The organism is Paenibacillus sp. PastM-3, assembly GCF_029893965.1.
Classification (GTDB): Bacteria; Bacillota; Bacilli; order Paenibacillales; family Paenibacillaceae; genus Paenibacillus_AQ.
This window is the reverse complement of the sequence record NZ_JARXXP010000004.1, coordinates 257,790-274,528: the sequence shown is the minus strand read 5'-3', so window position 1 is coordinate 274,528 and position 16,739 is coordinate 257,790. Positions and strand designations below refer to the sequence as shown.

The following is a 16,739-nucleotide window of genomic DNA, read 5'->3' as shown; positions in this document are numbered from 1 at the left end:
TGCCGCAAAAATAATGGTTGCTACCCTATTCAAATTTGAATATAATAAGGTCTGTTTCTACAATGAACAAAAAGGAGTCTGCGAAGCATGCATACTAAAGAAAGCAACTTAAAGCTTGTAGTTGTCGGCCTGCTGCTTGGTATTCTGATGTCCGCAATGGACAATACCATTGTAGCTTCGGCTATGGGCACCATTGTATCCGAGCTTGGCGGCCTCGATAAAATTGTCTGGGTCACCTCTGCGTACATGGTCATGGTTATGGCCGGCACCCCGATCTTCGGCAAGCTGTCGGATATGTACGGACGTAAACGGTTCTTCATCTTCGGCCTCATCGTCTTCCTCGCGGGCTCTGCCCTGTGCGGTACGGCAACCAGCATCACCCAGCTCAGCATTTACCGGGCGATCCAGGGGGTTGGCGGCGGTGCGCTGATGCCGATTGCTTTTACGATTGTATTTGATATTTATCCGCCAGAAAAAAGAGGCAAGCTGACCGGTCTCTTCGGTGCCGTCTTCGGCATCTCCAGCGTAATCGGCCCGCTTCTGGGCGCTTATATTACCGATTATATGAGCTGGCAGTGGGTGTTCTATATCAACCTGCCGATCGGCATTGTGGCCTTTGTACTGATTACGATGTTCTACAAGGAATCCGTCTCCCACGCCAAGCAGCGGATTGACTGGGGCGGCGCCTTTACGCTTGTCGGCTCGATCATCTGCCTGATGTTCGCACTTGAGCTGGGCGGCAACCAGTATGCCTGGGATTCCACTACGATTCTCGGCTTGTTCGCCGGCTTTGCTGTTCTGCTGATTGCCTTTATCTTTATTGAACGTTATGCGGCAGAACCTGTGATTTCGTTCGCGATGTTCGGCAAACGCCTGTTTGCGACCAGCAGCCTGATCGGGCTGTTCTACGGCTCTACTTTTATCGTAGCCACTGTCTACATCCCGATCTTCGTGCAGGGCGTTAACGGTGGCTCGGCTACCAACTCGGGTCTGATCCTGATGCCGATGATGATCGGCACCGTGCTCGGAAGCCAGACCGGCGGGCTACTGACTACCAAGACCAGCTTCCGCAACATCATGTTACTGTCAGCCGTCTGCTTCCTGGCAGGAGTCTTCTGCCTGAGCACCTTGTCGCCGGATACTTCGCGCCTGATGCTTAACATCTTCATGCTGCTGACCGGCTTCGGTGTCGGCTTCTCCTTCTCCGTACTCAGCATGTCGTCGATTCATCATTTTGATATGCGCCAGCGCGGTTCAGCGACATCCACCAGCACCTTCATGCGCTCGCTCGGCATGACGCTCGGGATTACCATCTTCGGGATTATCCAGCGCAACAGCTTCACGAATAGCCTGGGCAGCGCCTTCGGCAACAGTGAGCAGGCTGCTTCCTTCGGCAATCCGCAGGCAGCTCTGACTCCGGAAGCAAGAGCCAATATTCCCGCAGCCGTACTGGATAAGATTACAGGCGCTTTGTCGGACTCCATTTCGCGCACCTTCCTGTGGGCGCTCATTCCGGCAGCGCTTGGCGTAGTTTTTGTACTGCTTATGCCGGGCGACCGGCTCACTCTTAAACCTAAGACAGCACTGCCTTCCAGCGATCGGGGGTAACCTGCGATGTCGATGAAGATAGCTATCCTCGGCCTGCTGCAGGAAAAGGACATGCACCCTTATGAGATCACCCTCATTATGAAGGAGCGCATGTACGACCAGATGATGAAGCTGCAGATGGGCTCGCTCTACTACGCTGTCGACAAGCTCGCGCAGGAGGAGTATATCGAAGCTGTAGAGACCATCCGCAGCAATGACCGTCCCGACAAGACTATCTACCGGATAACCGCCAAGGGTAAGGCCCTGTTCGAGCAGCTGATTCTTCAGCAGATCAAGAAGGTCGAGCTGGTCTTCCATCCCTTATACATGGCTCTGGCGCTTTCACGGTATATCGACCAGGATAAAGTGGAAAAGGTGCTGGAAGAGCGCATCCGCGAGATCGAGCACCAGGTCAATTATGCCTATCAGGTCTATGAGGAGCATATCTCAGTGGTTCCACGTTCAGCACTGCACCTGATGTACGGCCGGTATGAGCACAGCCTAACCGAGCTGAAGTGGCTGAAGCGGCTGTACGCGGATGTTACGGCACGCAAGTTGAACGACTTTGGAACACCGTTGTCACTATAGGACGTAATTTGGATGAAGAGGCCCTGACGGGCCTCTTTGCTGTTTAATAACACCTGAATGCGTGTATTAAAGTGCAAACTGCAAATTCAGGAGAGCGAGGGAATGACTATGGATAAGGATAAAGAAGAACAACTTAAGGACAACAAGCTGCAGGGGGACAACCGCGACCATCCCGAGCAATACCCGACTGATCAGCCCAGCCTGTTTGACCTGCATGAAAGCGAGCAGCATGTCGATCCGATTCCGGTAGAGGACCTTACACTGGAGCAGCAGGAGGAGAAGGACAAAGAAGGCACCAAACACCGCTCCTCAAGTGACAAAAAGTACCATACCGGCTTCTGATGGTGTACAATATTCCCTGAGCTGTAATTCCATTGTGACGGAGGGATCATTTTTGCTGAAAACGCTGCCACTTAATGCACGGGGAATTCCCGCCAGCCGCATTGCCCTGGGCTGCATGGGACTCGGCGGAGGCTGGGATCACGAGCCGCTGACCGCAGAAAATATAAGCCAGGGACATGAAGCGGTTGAAGCCGCTTTGTCCATTGGCATCAACTTTTTTGACCATGCCGATATCTACACCCGCGGCAAGGCGGAGAAGGTATTCGGACAAATCTTCAAGGACCAGCCGGGACTGCGCGAGGAGATCATCATTCAGTCCAAATGCGGCATCAGGCTGATCGAACCGGGGGATACCAGCAACACCTATGATATCTCCGGGGAGCATATCCTGAGGAGCGTTGATGGTACGTTATCCCGCCTCGGTACAGAATATCTTGATATCCTGCTGCTGCACCGCCCCGACCCGCTGATGGACCCGGAGGAGATTGCAGTAGCACTGCATCAGCTGAAAAAAGCGGGCAAAGTCCGTCACTTCGGCGTTTCCAATATGAGCGCCGCCCAGATCAGGCTGCTGCAGCATTATTGCGATGAGCCGTTTATTGTGAACCAGCTGCATATGAGCCTGGCCAAAATCAGCTGGCTTGATGCGATGGTCAGCGTAAACCGCGAGCCCTGGAAGGACATCACCTTCCCCGAAGGCACGGTTGAATACTGCCGTATGGAGAATATCCAGCTGCAGGCCTGGGGGCCGCTGGCTCAGGGCAGCTTCAGCGGGCGCTCCCTTGAGGGCCAGCCGGAGAATGTAGTGCAAACAGCAGCACTCGTCAGCTCGCTCGCTGAACAGAAGAACACTACACCTGAAGCCATAGTATTATCCTGGCTGATGACCCATCCGGCAGCCATCCAGCCGGTAATCGGCACTGTGAATCCCAAGCGGATCGCTGCCTGCGCGGGAGCGGACAAGGTAGAGCTGTCCCGCAAGGAATGGTATGAGCTGTATATAAGCTCGCGGGGGGAGAAGCTGCCTTAGAACGGGATTTACAGATAAGTCCGGCAACGAAATGAAGAGCGTCACCTCCGGTTGGTCAGGCCGGGGGTGACGCTCTTGTGTAGTTTCTCCTAATTCTAGTTATTCTTCACCTGCTCAAAGGTGTTTTCGAAGGTGAAGTTTACGACTTTTCCTTGAATGGCGTCGTTATCGAAGGCAAGGCCGGTATCATCAATGAAAGTTACATTATAGGCCAGGTGCATGGTTTTTTTAGCCGGAAGGATCAAGTTCGGCAGATTCGCATCCTTGCCCGCACCGCCGTTGTACAGATCCTTAAGTGAGCCGACATAAGCGTCAGATACGCTAACCTCAACCGTCTGGCCGTTGTTATCTACACGATAAGTCCAGTCAAGCACTTCTTCTCTGAGATTCGCGAATGCTTCCTGTCCGCTGCGCGCCAGCGCCTTTGCAAAGTTCGGACCGTTGATCAGGGATTTGAACAGCTGATCTGCAGCTTCATTCACTTTATTGAGCGCATCAGCATTAAGCGTCACGCCATTCGGGGTTGCCAAGGCCGCTACAGTCACCACCGCTTGTTCGCCGAATGCCAGCGCATCATCCTGCTGCTGGGCCGTTCCTTCGGGTTTGGCAATCAGATCAGTCAATTTGGCATCCAGTGATCCGGTATTCTTGATCAGCATGGCACGGGTGTGGCTATCCTTCGGCGCCCATAATCCGGTTCCCATACGGCCCGCATCGGAATCATTAGTATAGAACATCGGCCCTTCTACCGGGACATCGTTACGGTGAGTGCTGAGAGACAGCGTACCGGAAGCAAACGTGTTCCCCGTATTTTTTGCAGAGCTGGTGAATAGCGCATAGGTACCGCCGCCGATCGCAGCGCAGAGCAGAACCACGGAGGAAAGTGCGGTAATAAGCAATTTTTTCTTTTTCATCATTAGATTAAGCGCTCCTTAGTAAAAAGGGGGCTTCCCCCCTTTAGATTATATGTTTCGAATCAAATCCAGCTGATTAATTGTTTTTGGTCTGCTCTGCATCCACCTTGATGCTGGCTGTTCCGGATTTGCCCTGATACTCATTGCCGGCAGCTTTCGGGAATTCCACTTTGACATAAATGGTCTCAGAAGCTCCCACGGCCAGCACACGGTCAGTTACGGTAAGCGCAGTTGTTCCGGCAGCATCCGAGTACGCTTTAATTGTGACCGGATTAGCACCGCCGCCAAGATCGCCGCCTACTGCCAGGGTAAGATCATAACGCAGCTCCAGTGAGCCTTTGTTCGTTACTACTACCCGCTGGATGTCAGAATCGCCAGGAGCCCAGTTCTCCAGCGTAAAATACTTGGCACCGTTTGCATCCTCTTTATCCAGGCCTATCTTCAGTTCACCGGCAGCAAAGGTATTGCCTGTATTCTGTACCGAGCTCGTAAAGATCGCGAAGGACCCCCCGGCAATTAACGTAGCCCCCAGTGCAGTAGTCGCCATTGCCATTGCCATTGTCTTTTTGAGATTAGCCATTGTAATTTGTCTCCTCCTGGTCTCCATGCATGGAGAATATAATGGAATATTTATTGAATCTTCCCTAACCGCTTGAGCGCGTTAAATGGAAGCATCAACCGTTCGTTACCGGCGGGGAATCACCGGCTGTTGTCTGCAGCTCTGCAGATTCGTCATCCATCCGCATGATCGCTTTAAAAATCGTTATAATCGACGAGACGACCAGATAAATACCAGGAATCAAAATCACGACTATGATACCTGCGGTCGATTTTACCCAGTTCATCAAATACCCGGCTACAGGAATCGTGAAGTCAGCATAGCTTGCAACTACACTACCTGCTGGTATCGGCGACGGGTCCTGGGCGTCGTTATTATCGCCTTTGGTGATGTAGGCAAGCTCAGACCCTGTACCGCTGACGCTCACAACACGGTGAGTGATCAGGCTGCCTGATCCATCCAGGGACTTATAAGTAATCACATCTCCCGGCTTAAAGGCCGCTTGCTGTGCCTCACCCCTTACCGGGTTAACCGCGATGATAGCGCCGGTCTTGATTCCGGGCTCCATCGAACCGGACAGGACGGTCAGAATTTCTTTGCCCAGAACCTTGGGCGTTCCGCCATTCATCCTGCTGGTTACCGCAGATATCAGCAGAAGCAGAAACATGGCCATCAGAACATACATCATTAAAGTGCGGGTCCATTTGAGTATCACTTGAGGCATCTCCTTAATTGAAATCTGTTTTGTTGTGTCCTATTTTTACGGTTATACCGTCAGTATTCGTGTCTGCCCCAGGCACATCCGGCACGGCAGGTTCAGATGCATCGGGCTTCGCTGGTTCAGCTTCCGGCTGTGACGGTTCCTGAGTCCCGGGTTTTGCCTTCTCTTCCGCTTCGGACTTCGCCTTCTCTTCCGCTTCGAGCTTCGCCTTCTCTTCCGCTTCGGACTTCGCCTTCTTTTCTGCCTCGAGCTTTGCCTTTTCCTCGGTTGCTTTAAGCTCCTGCAGAGCTTCCGCTGCCTGTGCATACAGCTGTGCAGTTTCATCGGCGTAGCTTCCGGCTTGAGAGGCCGCTGTCAAAGCCTGCTGATAAGCCGCCCGCACGTATGTATCTACCCGCACAGTGGAAGCAAGTCTGCGGACCATTTCCTGAAATTCGATCATGGTCAGATCCGCCTTGACCAGCAGCTGTTCAAATGCAGCGGGATCCGTCTGCTGCGCTGTATCCAGCTGATCAATGGTGACTCCCGCAGGGGCCAGCCTAAGATCTATTTCCGCTCTTTGCTGTGCCAGCTCCTGCTGTGACCGCAGAGAGTAAGCCTCAAGCTGAGCCAGCAATTCAGCGGCAGAAGCAGCAGCACTGCGCGCCTTTTCGGCGGCCTCCTGAATATTTCCAATCTGATTCCCTGCCTTTTTGGAATCTGCGGCCTTGTCTGCTATGTCTGCCAGTGCCCCTTTTGCCGCCTCATGCTTCAGAATAGCCCGGTTCATCGCTTCGCTGGCCTGATTGGCTAATTGATCCACTGTAACGGGGAAAACAAATGCACTCGTGATGCCTGATTCCGACGTTGTACTGCTGGTAATAAGCGCATAGGTTGGTGAAGTGATCTGGCCGATTCCATAAGCAGAAATCACTACGATTCCGGCAAGCCGGGGGAGGTTTAACCGGCTTTTATTTTTCTTGCGCGATGTCCGTGAAAGCCTCATTTGAGCCTCTCCTTTAATAGTGTGCACGTGGCATGCATACTAGTTCATCTATCAGTTATATGATCTTTATGAAGAACGAATTTCGTTCGCTATAAAGAACCCTGGCCTTAGTATATGTCATCACCCTTACAAATTTAAACTCTCATTTTCAAGCGAAATTCGTTATAAAGAACGATTTTGATGTCTTTTTCCTCCTTTTTACGGCGAATTGCTCATGATATCGTACTTTTTAAAGAACAGTTCCACAGAAAACAGATATTATCATTGTGTACAGTGGAATCAGTTCCGGAGAAGGAAATTAAGGTGGGGGATTTACAAATGGTTCATAACTTTTTGATAGTCCTTTGTCCGTCGTAGGGTTATTTGCTATACTGTTAACAAAAAGTGCGGAGGGGCGTTTAACTGTGCCGGAACATTTAGGAAGTCGCATTCATCAGCTCCGCGTGGAGAAGGGCCTGTCTTTATCCGAGCTTGCGGATAAGGCGGACGTGGCGAAATCATACCTAAGCAATGTGGAAAGAAATATTCAATCCAACCCCTCCATCCAGTTCATTGAGAAGATGGCTGATGCGCTTCAGGTATCCATTCATGTCTTGCTGTACGGTGAACCTGTAGAAGCGCAGGAAGCTTCGCTTGACGGAGAATGGTTCCGTCTCGTACAGGAGGCTATGGCTTCCGGCATAAGCAAGCGGGAATTCAAGGAGTTTCTGGACTATCAGAAATGGCGGCTGGAGCAGAAGGAATAGACATCCGGAGGTTTCCTCTTCCGGACATACAAAAAAGGACACAGCCTCGTTCGCTGTGCCCTTTTTTGTATGTAATATCCGGATGCTCTACTGCACTACATCGCCTGCAAAGCTCTTTCACTCAGAAACCGGCGGATTTCCTCCACCTTGAGACCGGCCTTTCTGGCTGCCATCATTAAGTACACCCACTCTAGATCCAAATCACCCGTCTGCAGTTCTCCGACATTCCCCTGGTTGGACTTATCCAAGAAATCTCCTCCTAAGATTACGCGTCCCCAGGCAGTCCGGCCATCATAGTATTTCTACATTAGATCCGAGACTTTGTGCCCCTGTCTTTCGTCCAGGTTTACCCTTTACTGGACCCTTTACATGAAAGGATCTGGCTAATAATGAATGAAACCGCTATCTGCAATAACATTATATAGCACCTTCCACAAAAAGTGTGTCGATTGTTGGAAATATTTTATAAGAATATCTTCGGGGTTCACGATTCTTTTTGTAATATTTTGATTAAACTATATGAAAACTGTGCACTATGACCTAAAACTAGCGGAGCGTTCAACCTATTTTCCTAGAAATAAATATAGACTTATTTACCCAATTTCCAAAGCTTCAATCAGCTCTGCGCATTTATGATGGTTCTGGATGAATTAAGGTCTGAATCATACCGTTTTGCGAACGGAATAGCACAAAGTATGAATTGATTAGCAGACGTTAAAGTTGCACAATAGTAGTGAAATGAAACCGCAAACATATCAGCCCTGCCAGCTGCTGGTACTTTTTCTGGCGCATGTGGGGTTCATCCGTTAGGAGGATGTATTCATGGCAGCCAAAGGACCCTATAATGAATCCGTTTGGAGCAATTATCACGGACCCAATCTGGGCTATATCCAAGACAAGTATGAACAGTTTATCAATGATCCTTCTTCAGTAGAACCTAATTACCGCGATCTGTTTACTGCATCCGGCCCGCCTCCGATGGCACCTTTACCGGAGCCGGCTCCGATGCCTGCTGTCACCGGGGATGCCGAGTGGCTGAAAAAGGCGGTAAGAGCCTCCAAGCTGATCGCGAACATTCGTATACATGGCCACCGCGCCGCCAATATTGATCCGCTTGAGCGCGGTGAGAATCCGATGGCCCAATGGCTGGATTTCCGGACCTATGATCTGACCCGTGAGGATCTCACGGCAATGCCTGCCTCGCTGATCTGGGAGAACGCGCCTGGTGATGTCAAAACCGCCTGGGACGCGGTTCAGCGGATGCTTCAGGCTTACACCCAGACTATCGCCTATGAATTCGGGCATGTGCATGAGGAGAAGGAGCTGCGCTGGCTGAACAGCCAGGCGGAATCTCTGAGCTCCCCGGCTCCGCTGGACAATAATGAACGCAAGGAGCTGCTGAACCGGCTGATCCAGGTGGAGCAGTTCGAGACCTTCCTGCACAAAACCTTTGTCGGCCAGAAGCGTTTCAGCCTTGAAGGCAACGATGCCCTGGTACCGATGCTGGATGAGATCGTGCGAGCTGCGGCCCACGACGGTGCAGAGCATATTCTTATGGGGATGGCTCACCGCGGACGCCTTAACGTATTGGCTCACATTTTGGGCAAGCCGTATGATATTATTTTCTCAGAGTTCCATCATTCTCCGAATAAGGAGCTGTTTCCTTCCGAAGGCTCAATGGGAATCAACTACGGCTGGACCGGGGACGTCAAATACCATCTCGGCGCTGACCGCGCTGTACGCCAGGGAGAAACGGTACGCACACGGATTACCCTGGCCAACAACCCGAGTCACCTGGAATTCGTTAATCCTGTAGTCGAGGGCTTTACCCGGGCAGCTCAGGAGGACCGGAGCACACCGGGCCTGCCAAAGCTGGATACCAGCAAGGCCATGGCTGTGCTGATGCACGGGGATGCCGCTTTTCCCGGTGAGGGCATCGTTGCGGAAACACTCAATATCGGCAAATTGAAGGGTTATCAGAATGGCGGAACGGTGCATATTATCGTCAATAACCGCATCGGCTTCACTACGGAAAGCGAAGATTCCCGCTCTACCCATTATGCCAGTGACCTGGCCAAAGGCTATGAAATCCCGATTGTGCATGTGAATGCCGATGATCCGGAGGCCTGCATTTCGGCTGTCCGCCTGGCCAGCGCTTACCGCAATCTGTTCAAAAAGGATTTCGTCATTGATCTGATCGGCTACCGCCGTCACGGCCATAATGAAATGGATGATCCGGAGACAACCCAGCCGGTTGTCTACGGCAAAGTCCGCAGCCATCCAACGGTCTACAGACTGTATGCCCAGCGGCTGCAGAGCGAGAAGATCATCACTGCAGAAGAAGTGCAGCGCATGAGTGCAGAATCGGAAAGCGTGCTGCAGGCAGCCTTCGAATCCATGAAGGAAGGCAAGCATAAGAACGGCGAGTCCAAAACATCGGTGGTGCTTGAAACGGGATCCAAGGCTCCGCGTCCGACAGCGGTACCGCTCAGCACACTGAAGGAGATCAACCAGGAGCTGTTAACAGCGCCCGCCGGATTCAAAGTGTATCCTAAGCTGGAGCGGATTCTCCAGCGCCGCAAGGATGCACTGAAGGACGGAGAACGGGTTGACTGGGCGCTGGCCGAGACACTGGCTTTTGCAACGATCCTGAAGGACGGCACTCCGATCCGCCTCAGCGGACAGGATTCACAGCGCGGCACCTTCGCCCATCGTCATCTGGTGCTGCATGACAGCGAGACCGGAGCACTCTACTCCCCGCTGCATCAGCTGAAATCCTCCAATGCTTCCTTCGGGGTATATAACAGCCCGCTTTCGGAAGCATCCGTGCTTGGATATGAGTATGGCTATAATGTGTTCGCACCGGATACCTTTGTGCTCTGGGAAGCCCAATACGGCGATTTCGCCAATGCTGCCCAGGTTATCATTGACCAGTTCATCTCCGCCGGACGGGCCAAATGGACACAGCGCAGCAACCTGGCCATCCTTCTGCCGCACGGCTATGAAGGCCAGGGGCCGGAGCATTCCAGCGCCCGGCTGGAACGGTATCTCCAGCTCTCGGCTGAAGAGAACTGGACGGTAGCGAACCTGTCCAGTGCCGCACAGTACTTTCACCTGCTGCGCCGCCAGGCCGCCATGTGCGGACAGCCGGATGCCCGGCCGCTGGTGATCATGGCTCCGAAGAGCCTGATCCGCAACACCCGCAGCACATCGCCGGGAGCGGAGCTTGCCTCCGGCAGCTTCCAGGCTGTACTTCCGGAGCCGCTGCTGGGCAGCAAGCCGGCTGAAGTGAAACGCCTGGTTGTCTGCAGCGGCAAGGTAGCAATAGACCTGCAGACCGAGCTGGAGGCGGCCGGCGGCCGTGACTGGTCCTGGCTGCATATCCTCCGTCTGGAGCAGCTCTATCCGTTCCCGCAGGCCGAGCTTGCGGCACACCTGAACAGCCTGACCTCCCTGGAGGAGATTGTCTGGGTACAGGAGGAGCCTAAGAATATGGGCGGCTGGAGCTATGCGGAACCTAGGCTCCGTGATATTGCACCAGAGCAGGCCAGTGTCCGGTATATCGGCCGTCCGGAACGGTCCAGCCCGGCCAGCGGATATGCAGATGTTCACACCTTCGAGCAGCGTCGCATTGTTACAGAAGCCCTGAAATCGAACTCGCAAGTACAAGCACCTGTACCGTCCTCCTGACCGGAAGACGGTATCGTGATAACGTAAACTATTAAGTTTGGGGAGGTAACGGCCTGTGTCCGAAATTAAAGTACCCGATCTGGGCGAGTCCATTTCCGAAGGAACAATATACAAATGGCTGGTAAAAGAAGGAGACACCGTCGGCCAGGGCGATGTGCTGGCCGAGCTTGAAACCGACAAGGTGAACCTTGAGATCAGCGCCGAGGAGGATGGCGTGATTTCCGCCATCCTGCGCCAGGCGGGCGAGAACGTCGCCGTCGGCGAGACGATCGGCGTGATCGGCGCGGCTGCGGCAGGCGGCGCGGCTGGAGGCGGCGCTGGCGGGGAGAGCAGCGCGAACAGCGGGGGCAGCAGCACCGGCGGGAACAGCAGCAGCACGCCTGCTGCTGCATCTGCGGCAGCACAGGCACCTGCTGCCGCTGCACCGGCTCCGGCCGCTCCCGAAGGCGCGGCCGGCAGCACTGCGGCCCTGGCTACGCCGGGGGCGCGCAAGCTCGCGCGGGAGCGGGGCATCGACCTCGGAGAGGTCACTGCCCGCGACCCCATCGGCCGGATTGCCCAGGCCGATGTGAACGGCCACGGCGCAGCCGGCCAGGCGGCCGCTGCGCCAGCGGCACCGTCGCCGCAGGCCGCGCCGGCTGCGGCGAAGCCCGCTGCGGCTAATGCAGCGCCGCAGGACGGCAAGGCCATCGAGCGCAAGCGCATGTCGCGCCGGCGGCTGACGATTGCCAGCCGCCTGGTCGAAGCGCAGCAGACGGCGGCGATGCTGACCACCTTCAACGAGGTGGACATGACGGCTATCCTCGATATCCGCAAGCGGCGGAAGGATGCCTTCAAAGAGAAGCATGATGTCGGACTCGGCTTCATGTCCTTCTTCACCAAAGCCGTGATCGGTGCGCTCAAGGCCTATCCCCTGCTGAATGCAGAGATCGACGGCGAGGAGCTGCTGATCAAAAAATACTATGACATCGGCATCGCCGTTTCAGCCAAGGAAGGTCTGGTCGTCCCTGTGGTCCGCGATGCGGACCGGCTCAGCTTCCCGGAAATTGAGCGCCAGATTCTGGAGCTGGCCTCCAAGGCCCGCGCCAACACGCTCAGCCTGCCGGAGCTGCAGGGCGGCACCTTTACAATTACGAACGGTGGCGTGTTCGGCTCTTTGCTCTCCACGCCAATCCTGAATACCCCGCAGGTCGGTATTCTCGGCATGCATAAGATTCAGCTCCGCCCGATCGCCCTGGACGAAGAAACCACCGTCAACCGGCCGATGATGTACATTGCCCTGTCCTACGATCACCGGATCGTGGACGGTTCGGAGGCGGTAAGCTTCCTCGTTAAGGTTAAGGAGCTGCTGGAAGATCCGGAAGCATTGCTACTGGAGGGGTAAGCTGTTATCAGCAGCTAGCCTCTTCACACACCATTCCTAAGTAATCAAATAAAAAGAGGGATACTGGACGAACTGCTGTCCAGTATCCCTCTTTTTATGGAATCATCTGATTTCCCAAAGAATTCCCACTGCCCAAAGACCGATTACCAGTGTAGTCTATCGAAAGTTTAAACATGCTGCAGCAGATGGAACTCATTAGTTTCTATTTTCTTGTTTATTACCTTACATTCGTTTACTAAAATGTTAAATTTGAAGTTTTCATGAGTGGCTAAAAACACTATAGCATTTTCCGAAATTTCTTCAATTATTTTTAGAATGTGTCTGAAAACTAAATATTATGGTAAGATTTGAGAAAAACGAATGGAGCAGCAAACATGAGTCAAAGACGGTACGAAATAAGCGATGAACAGTGGGATCAAATTAAGGATATGTTTCCACCCTACACCACAGGACGTCCGTCAAAATTAAATGAACGAACCATGTTTAACGCTTTTCTATGGATCGCTCGAAGTGGTGCTGCCTGGCGGGATCTACCGGAAGAACGCTATGGTTCATGGAAAACGGTGTACAGTCGCTTCTGCAAGTGGCGTGATAGCGGACTGCTTGTTGCGATCTTCCAAGCCCTTCAGGTCGAACCTGATTTTGAGAACCTGAGCATTGATCCGACATCGGTCAAAGCCCATCAACACAGTGCCGGTGCAAAAAAAACGCAGACGGACACGAAGTAAATCAGCACATCGGCGTCAGCCGTGGCGGCAAGACAACCAAACTTCACACTATCGTCGATGGATTAGGAAACCCTCTGATTTTTCTTCTAACGGGAGGTCAAGTCTATGATTCCGTTCCAGCGATCGAATTGCTGCAGGAGCTAGATATTACGGGAAGCCATATTCTTGGCGACAAAGCCTATGGCTCCGAAGCGATTCGGAATTGGATCACAGCTAAACAGGCATCCTACACCATCCCGCCTAAAGCGAATAGTCAAAACCCATGGAACGTCGATTGGTATCGGTATAAAGAACGCCACTTAGTGGAGTGCTTTTTCAATAAAATCAAACACTTTCGCCGTGTGGCTATTCGCTACGATAAACTAGCCAAGTCATTCTTGGCGTTTGTATACGTGGCTGCCATTTTCAAATTGACTCAATGAAGAGTTTTCAGACACGACCTAATACGTCTTCAATATTTTTTTGATCAATAGCTGAAGTAACTTCATCAAATAAATATACATCGGGATTGCTCACAATCGCTCTTGCAAAGCATATTCGTTGTATACGTCCACCATAAACGAGTTTATTACGTGAAAAGTACCACTTAAACTCAAGTGATATAATTCACAATATAATATATTATTATTCATATATTTCTCTTATTTCCATCTTACTATATTAAAAACTGTAATTCCAATATTTTTTAAAAAAATATATTAAATACCATATAATCACTACTGAATAGTATTTACATTATCATTTTCTGCAATGCTTTTACATAACGCGATCTCGCAATTACAAAGTAGACGGTCTGGGTAGCCAGAAAAGCCAGCGCCACTGTAATAGTAGCCGTATTGACATAAGAAACCCTCATATGTCCCAGTACAGGCTTTAAAACCACAAACGTTTGTACCGTGGATACCGGGATCGGAATAAAAAAGATAACAGCAATTTGCTTCGTTGCTGCCGCGCTCATTTCTCTACTGCTTAGCCCGATCTTGGAAAGTGCATGGTACGTTCGGCTGTCGGCAGATAGTTCAGTATGAAGCTTGAAGTACAAGAAGCTTGCCGTCGAAATTGAGAAAATCAAAGCGATAAAAACCCCGATAAAGCTGAACACTGAGGTCGTATCTTTAGTACTCAAGTATTTTTCGGAACGAACCGTCAAAATATTAGCATAATTTAGAGATCCTGGGACGCCCCAGGTCTCGTCTATTTGCTTCTGATTCCAAGCGTATAACTCTATACCGATATTGGATTGCTCATCTTGCCGTGAGGGAGGCTGTGTCCAGGCAGGTACATAATAGAGATACTTAGGTCTGCTTTGTAAATCAGCTGATAATTTGGCGAAAAAGGCATCATCAACAATGAGCATAACCCCTGCACCACTTACGCCCCCCATATCGCGTATGCTGATTTCCTGAACAATTGTAATGCTGGAATCTGTTCCCTCAAGCTTTAAAGACTGCCTAGGTAACCGATTTGAATCCGCATAGACCGCAACAGCCGTTTGCTCTGAAAGATGTCGAAACGGTGGTATTTCCAGCGGAGTCGCTATTTCACTAATCTGGCTTACCCGAACAAGCTCTACATCGCTGCTCTTGCTTGGATCATCGACCACATTCGGCCGGGTAGCGAGAATACTGTCTATCCGATATCGCTCAAAAGCGATGCCTGATTCCTTCATTGACTGCTCAATAGTCGCCAGCCCCACATCGGTATGCTTTGGCTGAAAAATGTCATACGTGAAGGCAAATTTATTGTTCATAAACTGCTGCTTGTTATCCTGATCAACAGCCAGTACAAATCCTGCGCTTATGCAGGCAATTGAAGTCACAACCGTCACCAGAAACAGCATTCTGGCATTATCCTTCAGCTTATAGCTAATTTCCGAAATCCATAATAAATTAGTGCCGCGCCATGTACTCTTTCGGTTTCGTTTGAGCAAACGAATAATGAAAACTGACAACTGGGAGTAAAAGAAATAGGTGCCGGCAATGCCGGAAAAAGCAGCAACCACTAGAGTCTTCGAAGACAGAGTGTCTTTGAGAAGGACCACAAAACCAACAGCCAGCAAAATCGCGCCTAATAGAGAAAGCCAAATCGAAGCCTTGGGCTCCTGCTTCGGTCTGCTACTGCCCTGCAAAAGCTCCAGCACCCGGTTTTTGCGAATGAACAACAGCGTAAATAGCGATATCACTATAAATAAAGCTATAAAGCAGCTCGCTGTCAGTACAATTGCCTTCACTGGCCAATAAAAGGCCAGCTCGTTAATATCGATCACCTTTGTACTGAATAGCAAAAACATCTTGGACAACAGCAGTCCGCCGGCGATTCCGGTAACTATGGAAACCGTGCCGATAATCATATTTTCCAAAAAAATCAGGCGATTAATTTGTCCTGGCTGCGCGCCCAATATCATTAAAATCCCAAACTCCTTATTGCGGGACTTCAAAAAAGCACTGATGGAGTAGAGCACAAAAATGATGGCAAAAATAAATACTACGTATGCAGCAACCTGCATGCTGATTAACGTCAATGCCCCCATCGGCGCCTGCCGGATTTCAGGATGATAGATAAAGACAGCAAACGCAAAAAAAATCATTACCATAAAAGCGCTGCTTAACAAATAAGCCATGTAGGCACGGCCATTGCGACTGACATTATTAAATGCAAACTTAGGAAAATTCATTCATACTCCCTCCCCAGAGAGACAACGTATCGATGATTTTCTGAAAAAAAGTTTGGCGGTTCCTTCCACGGCGAATTTCCGTTTGCAAACGCCCATCTTTAATAAACACAATCCGATGACAATAACTGGCTGCCAACGGATCATGAGTAACCAGCATCAGCGTAGTGCCCTGCTGTTCATTGATGCCGGCCAGCGATTCCATGACAATCCTCGCGGAGGTTGAATCCAATGATCCTGTGGGCTCGTCAGCAAGCAGCAGAGATGGGGCTGCGATTACTGCTCTGGCTATGGCAGTCCGTTGTCGCTGACCTCCTGATATTTCATACGTCCGTTTATTTAATATCGAGGTGATGTTCAAACGCTCAGCAATTTTCCCCAGCCTCTTTTCCATCTCCGACAATCGGAGGTTGTCCAGTGTTAGAGGCAAAACGATATTTTCTGCGATAGTAAGAGTGTCAAGAAGATTAAAATCCTGAAATACAAAGCCCAGCTGCCGGCGGCGAAATGATGCCAGTTCTTTTGTTCGTAGCTTAAAAGGATTACTCCCGTTAATTAATACCTCTCCAGAGCTGGGCTCATCAATCGTAGAAACCATATGAAGCAGTGTTGTTTTTCCGCTGCCTGATGGTCCCATGATACCTACAAACTCCCCTTGCTCGATATTCAGATTTATATCTGTTAATGCATGTGTTATGACTTTTCCCGGATATGCCTTATTAAGAGCCTTTACCTGCAAAATGCTCATACTTTTCATTCCTTTCAAGGAAACAGATTACTGTTACTTTCTCTAT

The 16,739-nt window shown here is 51.0% G+C and carries 15 protein-coding genes and 1 riboswitch; of the genes, 8 read left to right on the top strand and 7 right to left on the bottom strand.

Going from position 1 to position 16,739, the window contains the following annotated elements; genetic code table 11:
* The first annotated feature begins 87 nt into the window (after positions 1–87).
* From M2108_RS10055 to M2108_RS10040, 4 genes are all read left to right on the top strand, one after another.
* Positions 88–1,608: an MDR family MFS transporter gene (locus tag M2108_RS10055; RefSeq protein ID WP_277468954.1), complete on the top strand. Its 1,521-nt coding sequence runs from the start codon at positions 88–90 to the stop codon at positions 1,606–1,608.
* Positions 1,609–1,614: 6 nt separating this feature from the next.
* The gene (locus tag M2108_RS10050) at positions 1,615–2,175 is read left to right on the top strand and encodes a PadR family transcriptional regulator (protein WP_277468953.1); all 561 of its coding nucleotides are present in this window, start codon (positions 1,615–1,617) and stop codon (positions 2,173–2,175) included.
* Positions 2,176–2,283: 108 nt separating this feature from the next.
* Complete coding sequence (locus M2108_RS10045) at positions 2,284–2,517, top strand: hypothetical protein (protein ID WP_277469010.1); 234 nt, start codon at positions 2,284–2,286, stop codon at positions 2,515–2,517.
* Between the two features lie 52 nt (positions 2,518–2,569).
* Positions 2,570–3,547, top strand: a complete 978-nt coding sequence (locus tag M2108_RS10040; RefSeq protein WP_481856885.1) for an aldo/keto reductase — start codon at positions 2,570–2,572, stop codon at positions 3,545–3,547.
* Between the two features lie 95 nt (positions 3,548–3,642).
* Here the strand turns inward: M2108_RS10040 and M2108_RS10035 are convergent, their stop codons facing one another.
* The 4 genes from M2108_RS10035 to M2108_RS10020 all read right to left on the bottom strand — a co-directional run bounded on the left by M2108_RS10035 (position 3,643) and on the right by M2108_RS10020 (position 6,726).
* Positions 3,643–4,464, bottom strand: a complete 822-nt coding sequence (locus tag M2108_RS10035) for a TasA family protein (protein ID WP_277506148.1) — start codon at positions 4,462–4,464, stop codon at positions 3,643–3,645.
* A 73-nt stretch (positions 4,465–4,537) separates the two neighbouring features.
* Positions 4,538–5,041, bottom strand: a complete 504-nt coding sequence (locus M2108_RS10030) for a TasA family protein (RefSeq protein ID WP_277468951.1) — start codon at positions 5,039–5,041, stop codon at positions 4,538–4,540.
* 94 nt (positions 5,042–5,135) lie between these two features.
* Entirely contained in the window at positions 5,136–5,735 is a 600-nt protein-coding gene (locus M2108_RS10025; RefSeq protein ID WP_277468950.1) for a signal peptidase I, read from the bottom strand.
* A gap of 13 nt (positions 5,736–5,748) precedes the next feature.
* Positions 5,749–6,726 (bottom strand): hypothetical protein, encoded by a 978-nt coding sequence (locus M2108_RS10020; protein ID WP_277468949.1) that lies wholly within the window; start codon positions 6,724–6,726, stop codon positions 5,749–5,751.
* Between the two features lie 404 nt (positions 6,727–7,130).
* On the opposite strand from M2108_RS10020, the gene M2108_RS10015 reads away from it, so the two are divergent.
* Positions 7,131–7,472, top strand: a complete 342-nt coding sequence (locus tag M2108_RS10015) for a helix-turn-helix domain-containing protein (protein WP_090713385.1) — start codon at positions 7,131–7,133, stop codon at positions 7,470–7,472.
* A 95-nt stretch (positions 7,473–7,567) separates the two neighbouring features.
* Here the strand turns inward: M2108_RS10015 and M2108_RS10010 are convergent, their stop codons facing one another.
* A complete protein-coding gene (locus tag M2108_RS10010) occupies positions 7,568–7,720 on the bottom strand; it encodes an anti-repressor SinI family protein (protein ID WP_082707824.1) in 153 nt (50 codons plus the stop codon).
* A 27-nt stretch (positions 7,721–7,747) separates the two neighbouring features.
* Positions 7,748–7,833: riboswitch (cyclic di-GMP riboswitch) on the bottom strand.
* Positions 7,834–8,294: 461 nt separating this feature from the next.
* Between M2108_RS10010 and M2108_RS10005 the strand changes: the two genes are divergently transcribed.
* The 3 genes from M2108_RS10005 to M2108_RS09995 all read left to right on the top strand — a co-directional run bounded on the left by M2108_RS10005 (position 8,295) and on the right by M2108_RS09995 (position 13,696).
* Complete coding sequence (locus M2108_RS10005; protein ID WP_277468947.1) at positions 8,295–11,162, top strand: 2-oxoglutarate dehydrogenase E1 component; 2,868 nt, start codon at positions 8,295–8,297, stop codon at positions 11,160–11,162.
* 55 nt (positions 11,163–11,217) lie between these two features.
* Entirely contained in the window at positions 11,218–12,546 is a 1,329-nt protein-coding gene (gene odhB, locus M2108_RS10000; protein ID WP_277468946.1) for a 2-oxoglutarate dehydrogenase complex dihydrolipoyllysine-residue succinyltransferase, read from the top strand.
* A 374-nt stretch (positions 12,547–12,920) separates the two neighbouring features.
* A protein-coding gene (locus M2108_RS09995; protein ID WP_277468945.1) for an IS5 family transposase occupies positions 12,921–13,696 on the top strand; the annotation gives its coding sequence in 2 pieces (ribosomal slippage) (positions 12,921–13,245 and positions 13,245–13,696; 777 coding nt in all).
* A gap of 308 nt (positions 13,697–14,004) precedes the next feature.
* Here M2108_RS09995 and M2108_RS09990 read toward each other — a convergent pair.
* Complete coding sequence (locus M2108_RS09990) at positions 14,005–15,948, bottom strand: FtsX-like permease family protein (protein ID WP_277468944.1); 1,944 nt, start codon at positions 15,946–15,948, stop codon at positions 14,005–14,007.
* Positions 15,935–16,693 carry an ABC transporter ATP-binding protein gene (locus M2108_RS09985; protein ID WP_277468943.1) on the bottom strand — a complete coding sequence of 253 codons (759 nt, stop codon included), beginning with the start codon at positions 16,691–16,693 and terminating at the stop codon, positions 15,935–15,937. Before M2108_RS09985 ends, M2108_RS09990 begins: the two co-directional genes overlap by 14 nt.
* Between the last annotated feature and the right edge of the window lie 46 nt (positions 16,694–16,739).

Excerpts from the sequence above, each read along its gene's own strand:
- M2108_RS10055 (WP_277468954.1), top strand. The coding sequence starts at position 88 with ATGCATACTAAAGAAAGCAACTTAAAGCTTGTAGTTGTCGGCCTGCTG.
- M2108_RS10050 (WP_277468953.1), top strand. The coding sequence starts at position 1,615 with ATGTCGATGAAGATAGCTATCCTCGGCCTGCTGCAGGAAAAGGACATG.
- M2108_RS10045 (WP_277469010.1), top strand. The coding sequence starts at position 2,284 with ATGGATAAGGATAAAGAAGAACAACTTAAGGACAACAAGCTGCAGGGG.
- M2108_RS10035 (WP_277506148.1), bottom strand. The coding sequence starts at position 4,464 with ATGATGAAAAAGAAAAAATTGCTTATTACCGCACTTTCCTCCGTGGTT.
- M2108_RS10030 (WP_277468951.1), bottom strand. The coding sequence starts at position 5,041 with ATGGCTAATCTCAAAAAGACAATGGCAATGGCAATGGCGACTACTGCA.
- M2108_RS10020 (WP_277468949.1), bottom strand. The coding sequence starts at position 6,726 with ATGAGGCTTTCACGGACATCGCGCAAGAAAAATAAAAGCCGGTTAAAC.
- M2108_RS10005 (WP_277468947.1), top strand. The coding sequence starts at position 8,295 with ATGGCAGCCAAAGGACCCTATAATGAATCCGTTTGGAGCAATTATCAC.
- M2108_RS09990 (WP_277468944.1), bottom strand. The coding sequence starts at position 15,948 with ATGAATTTTCCTAAGTTTGCATTTAATAATGTCAGTCGCAATGGCCGT.
- M2108_RS09985 (WP_277468943.1), bottom strand. The coding sequence starts at position 16,693 with ATGAGCATTTTGCAGGTAAAGGCTCTTAATAAGGCATATCCGGGAAAA.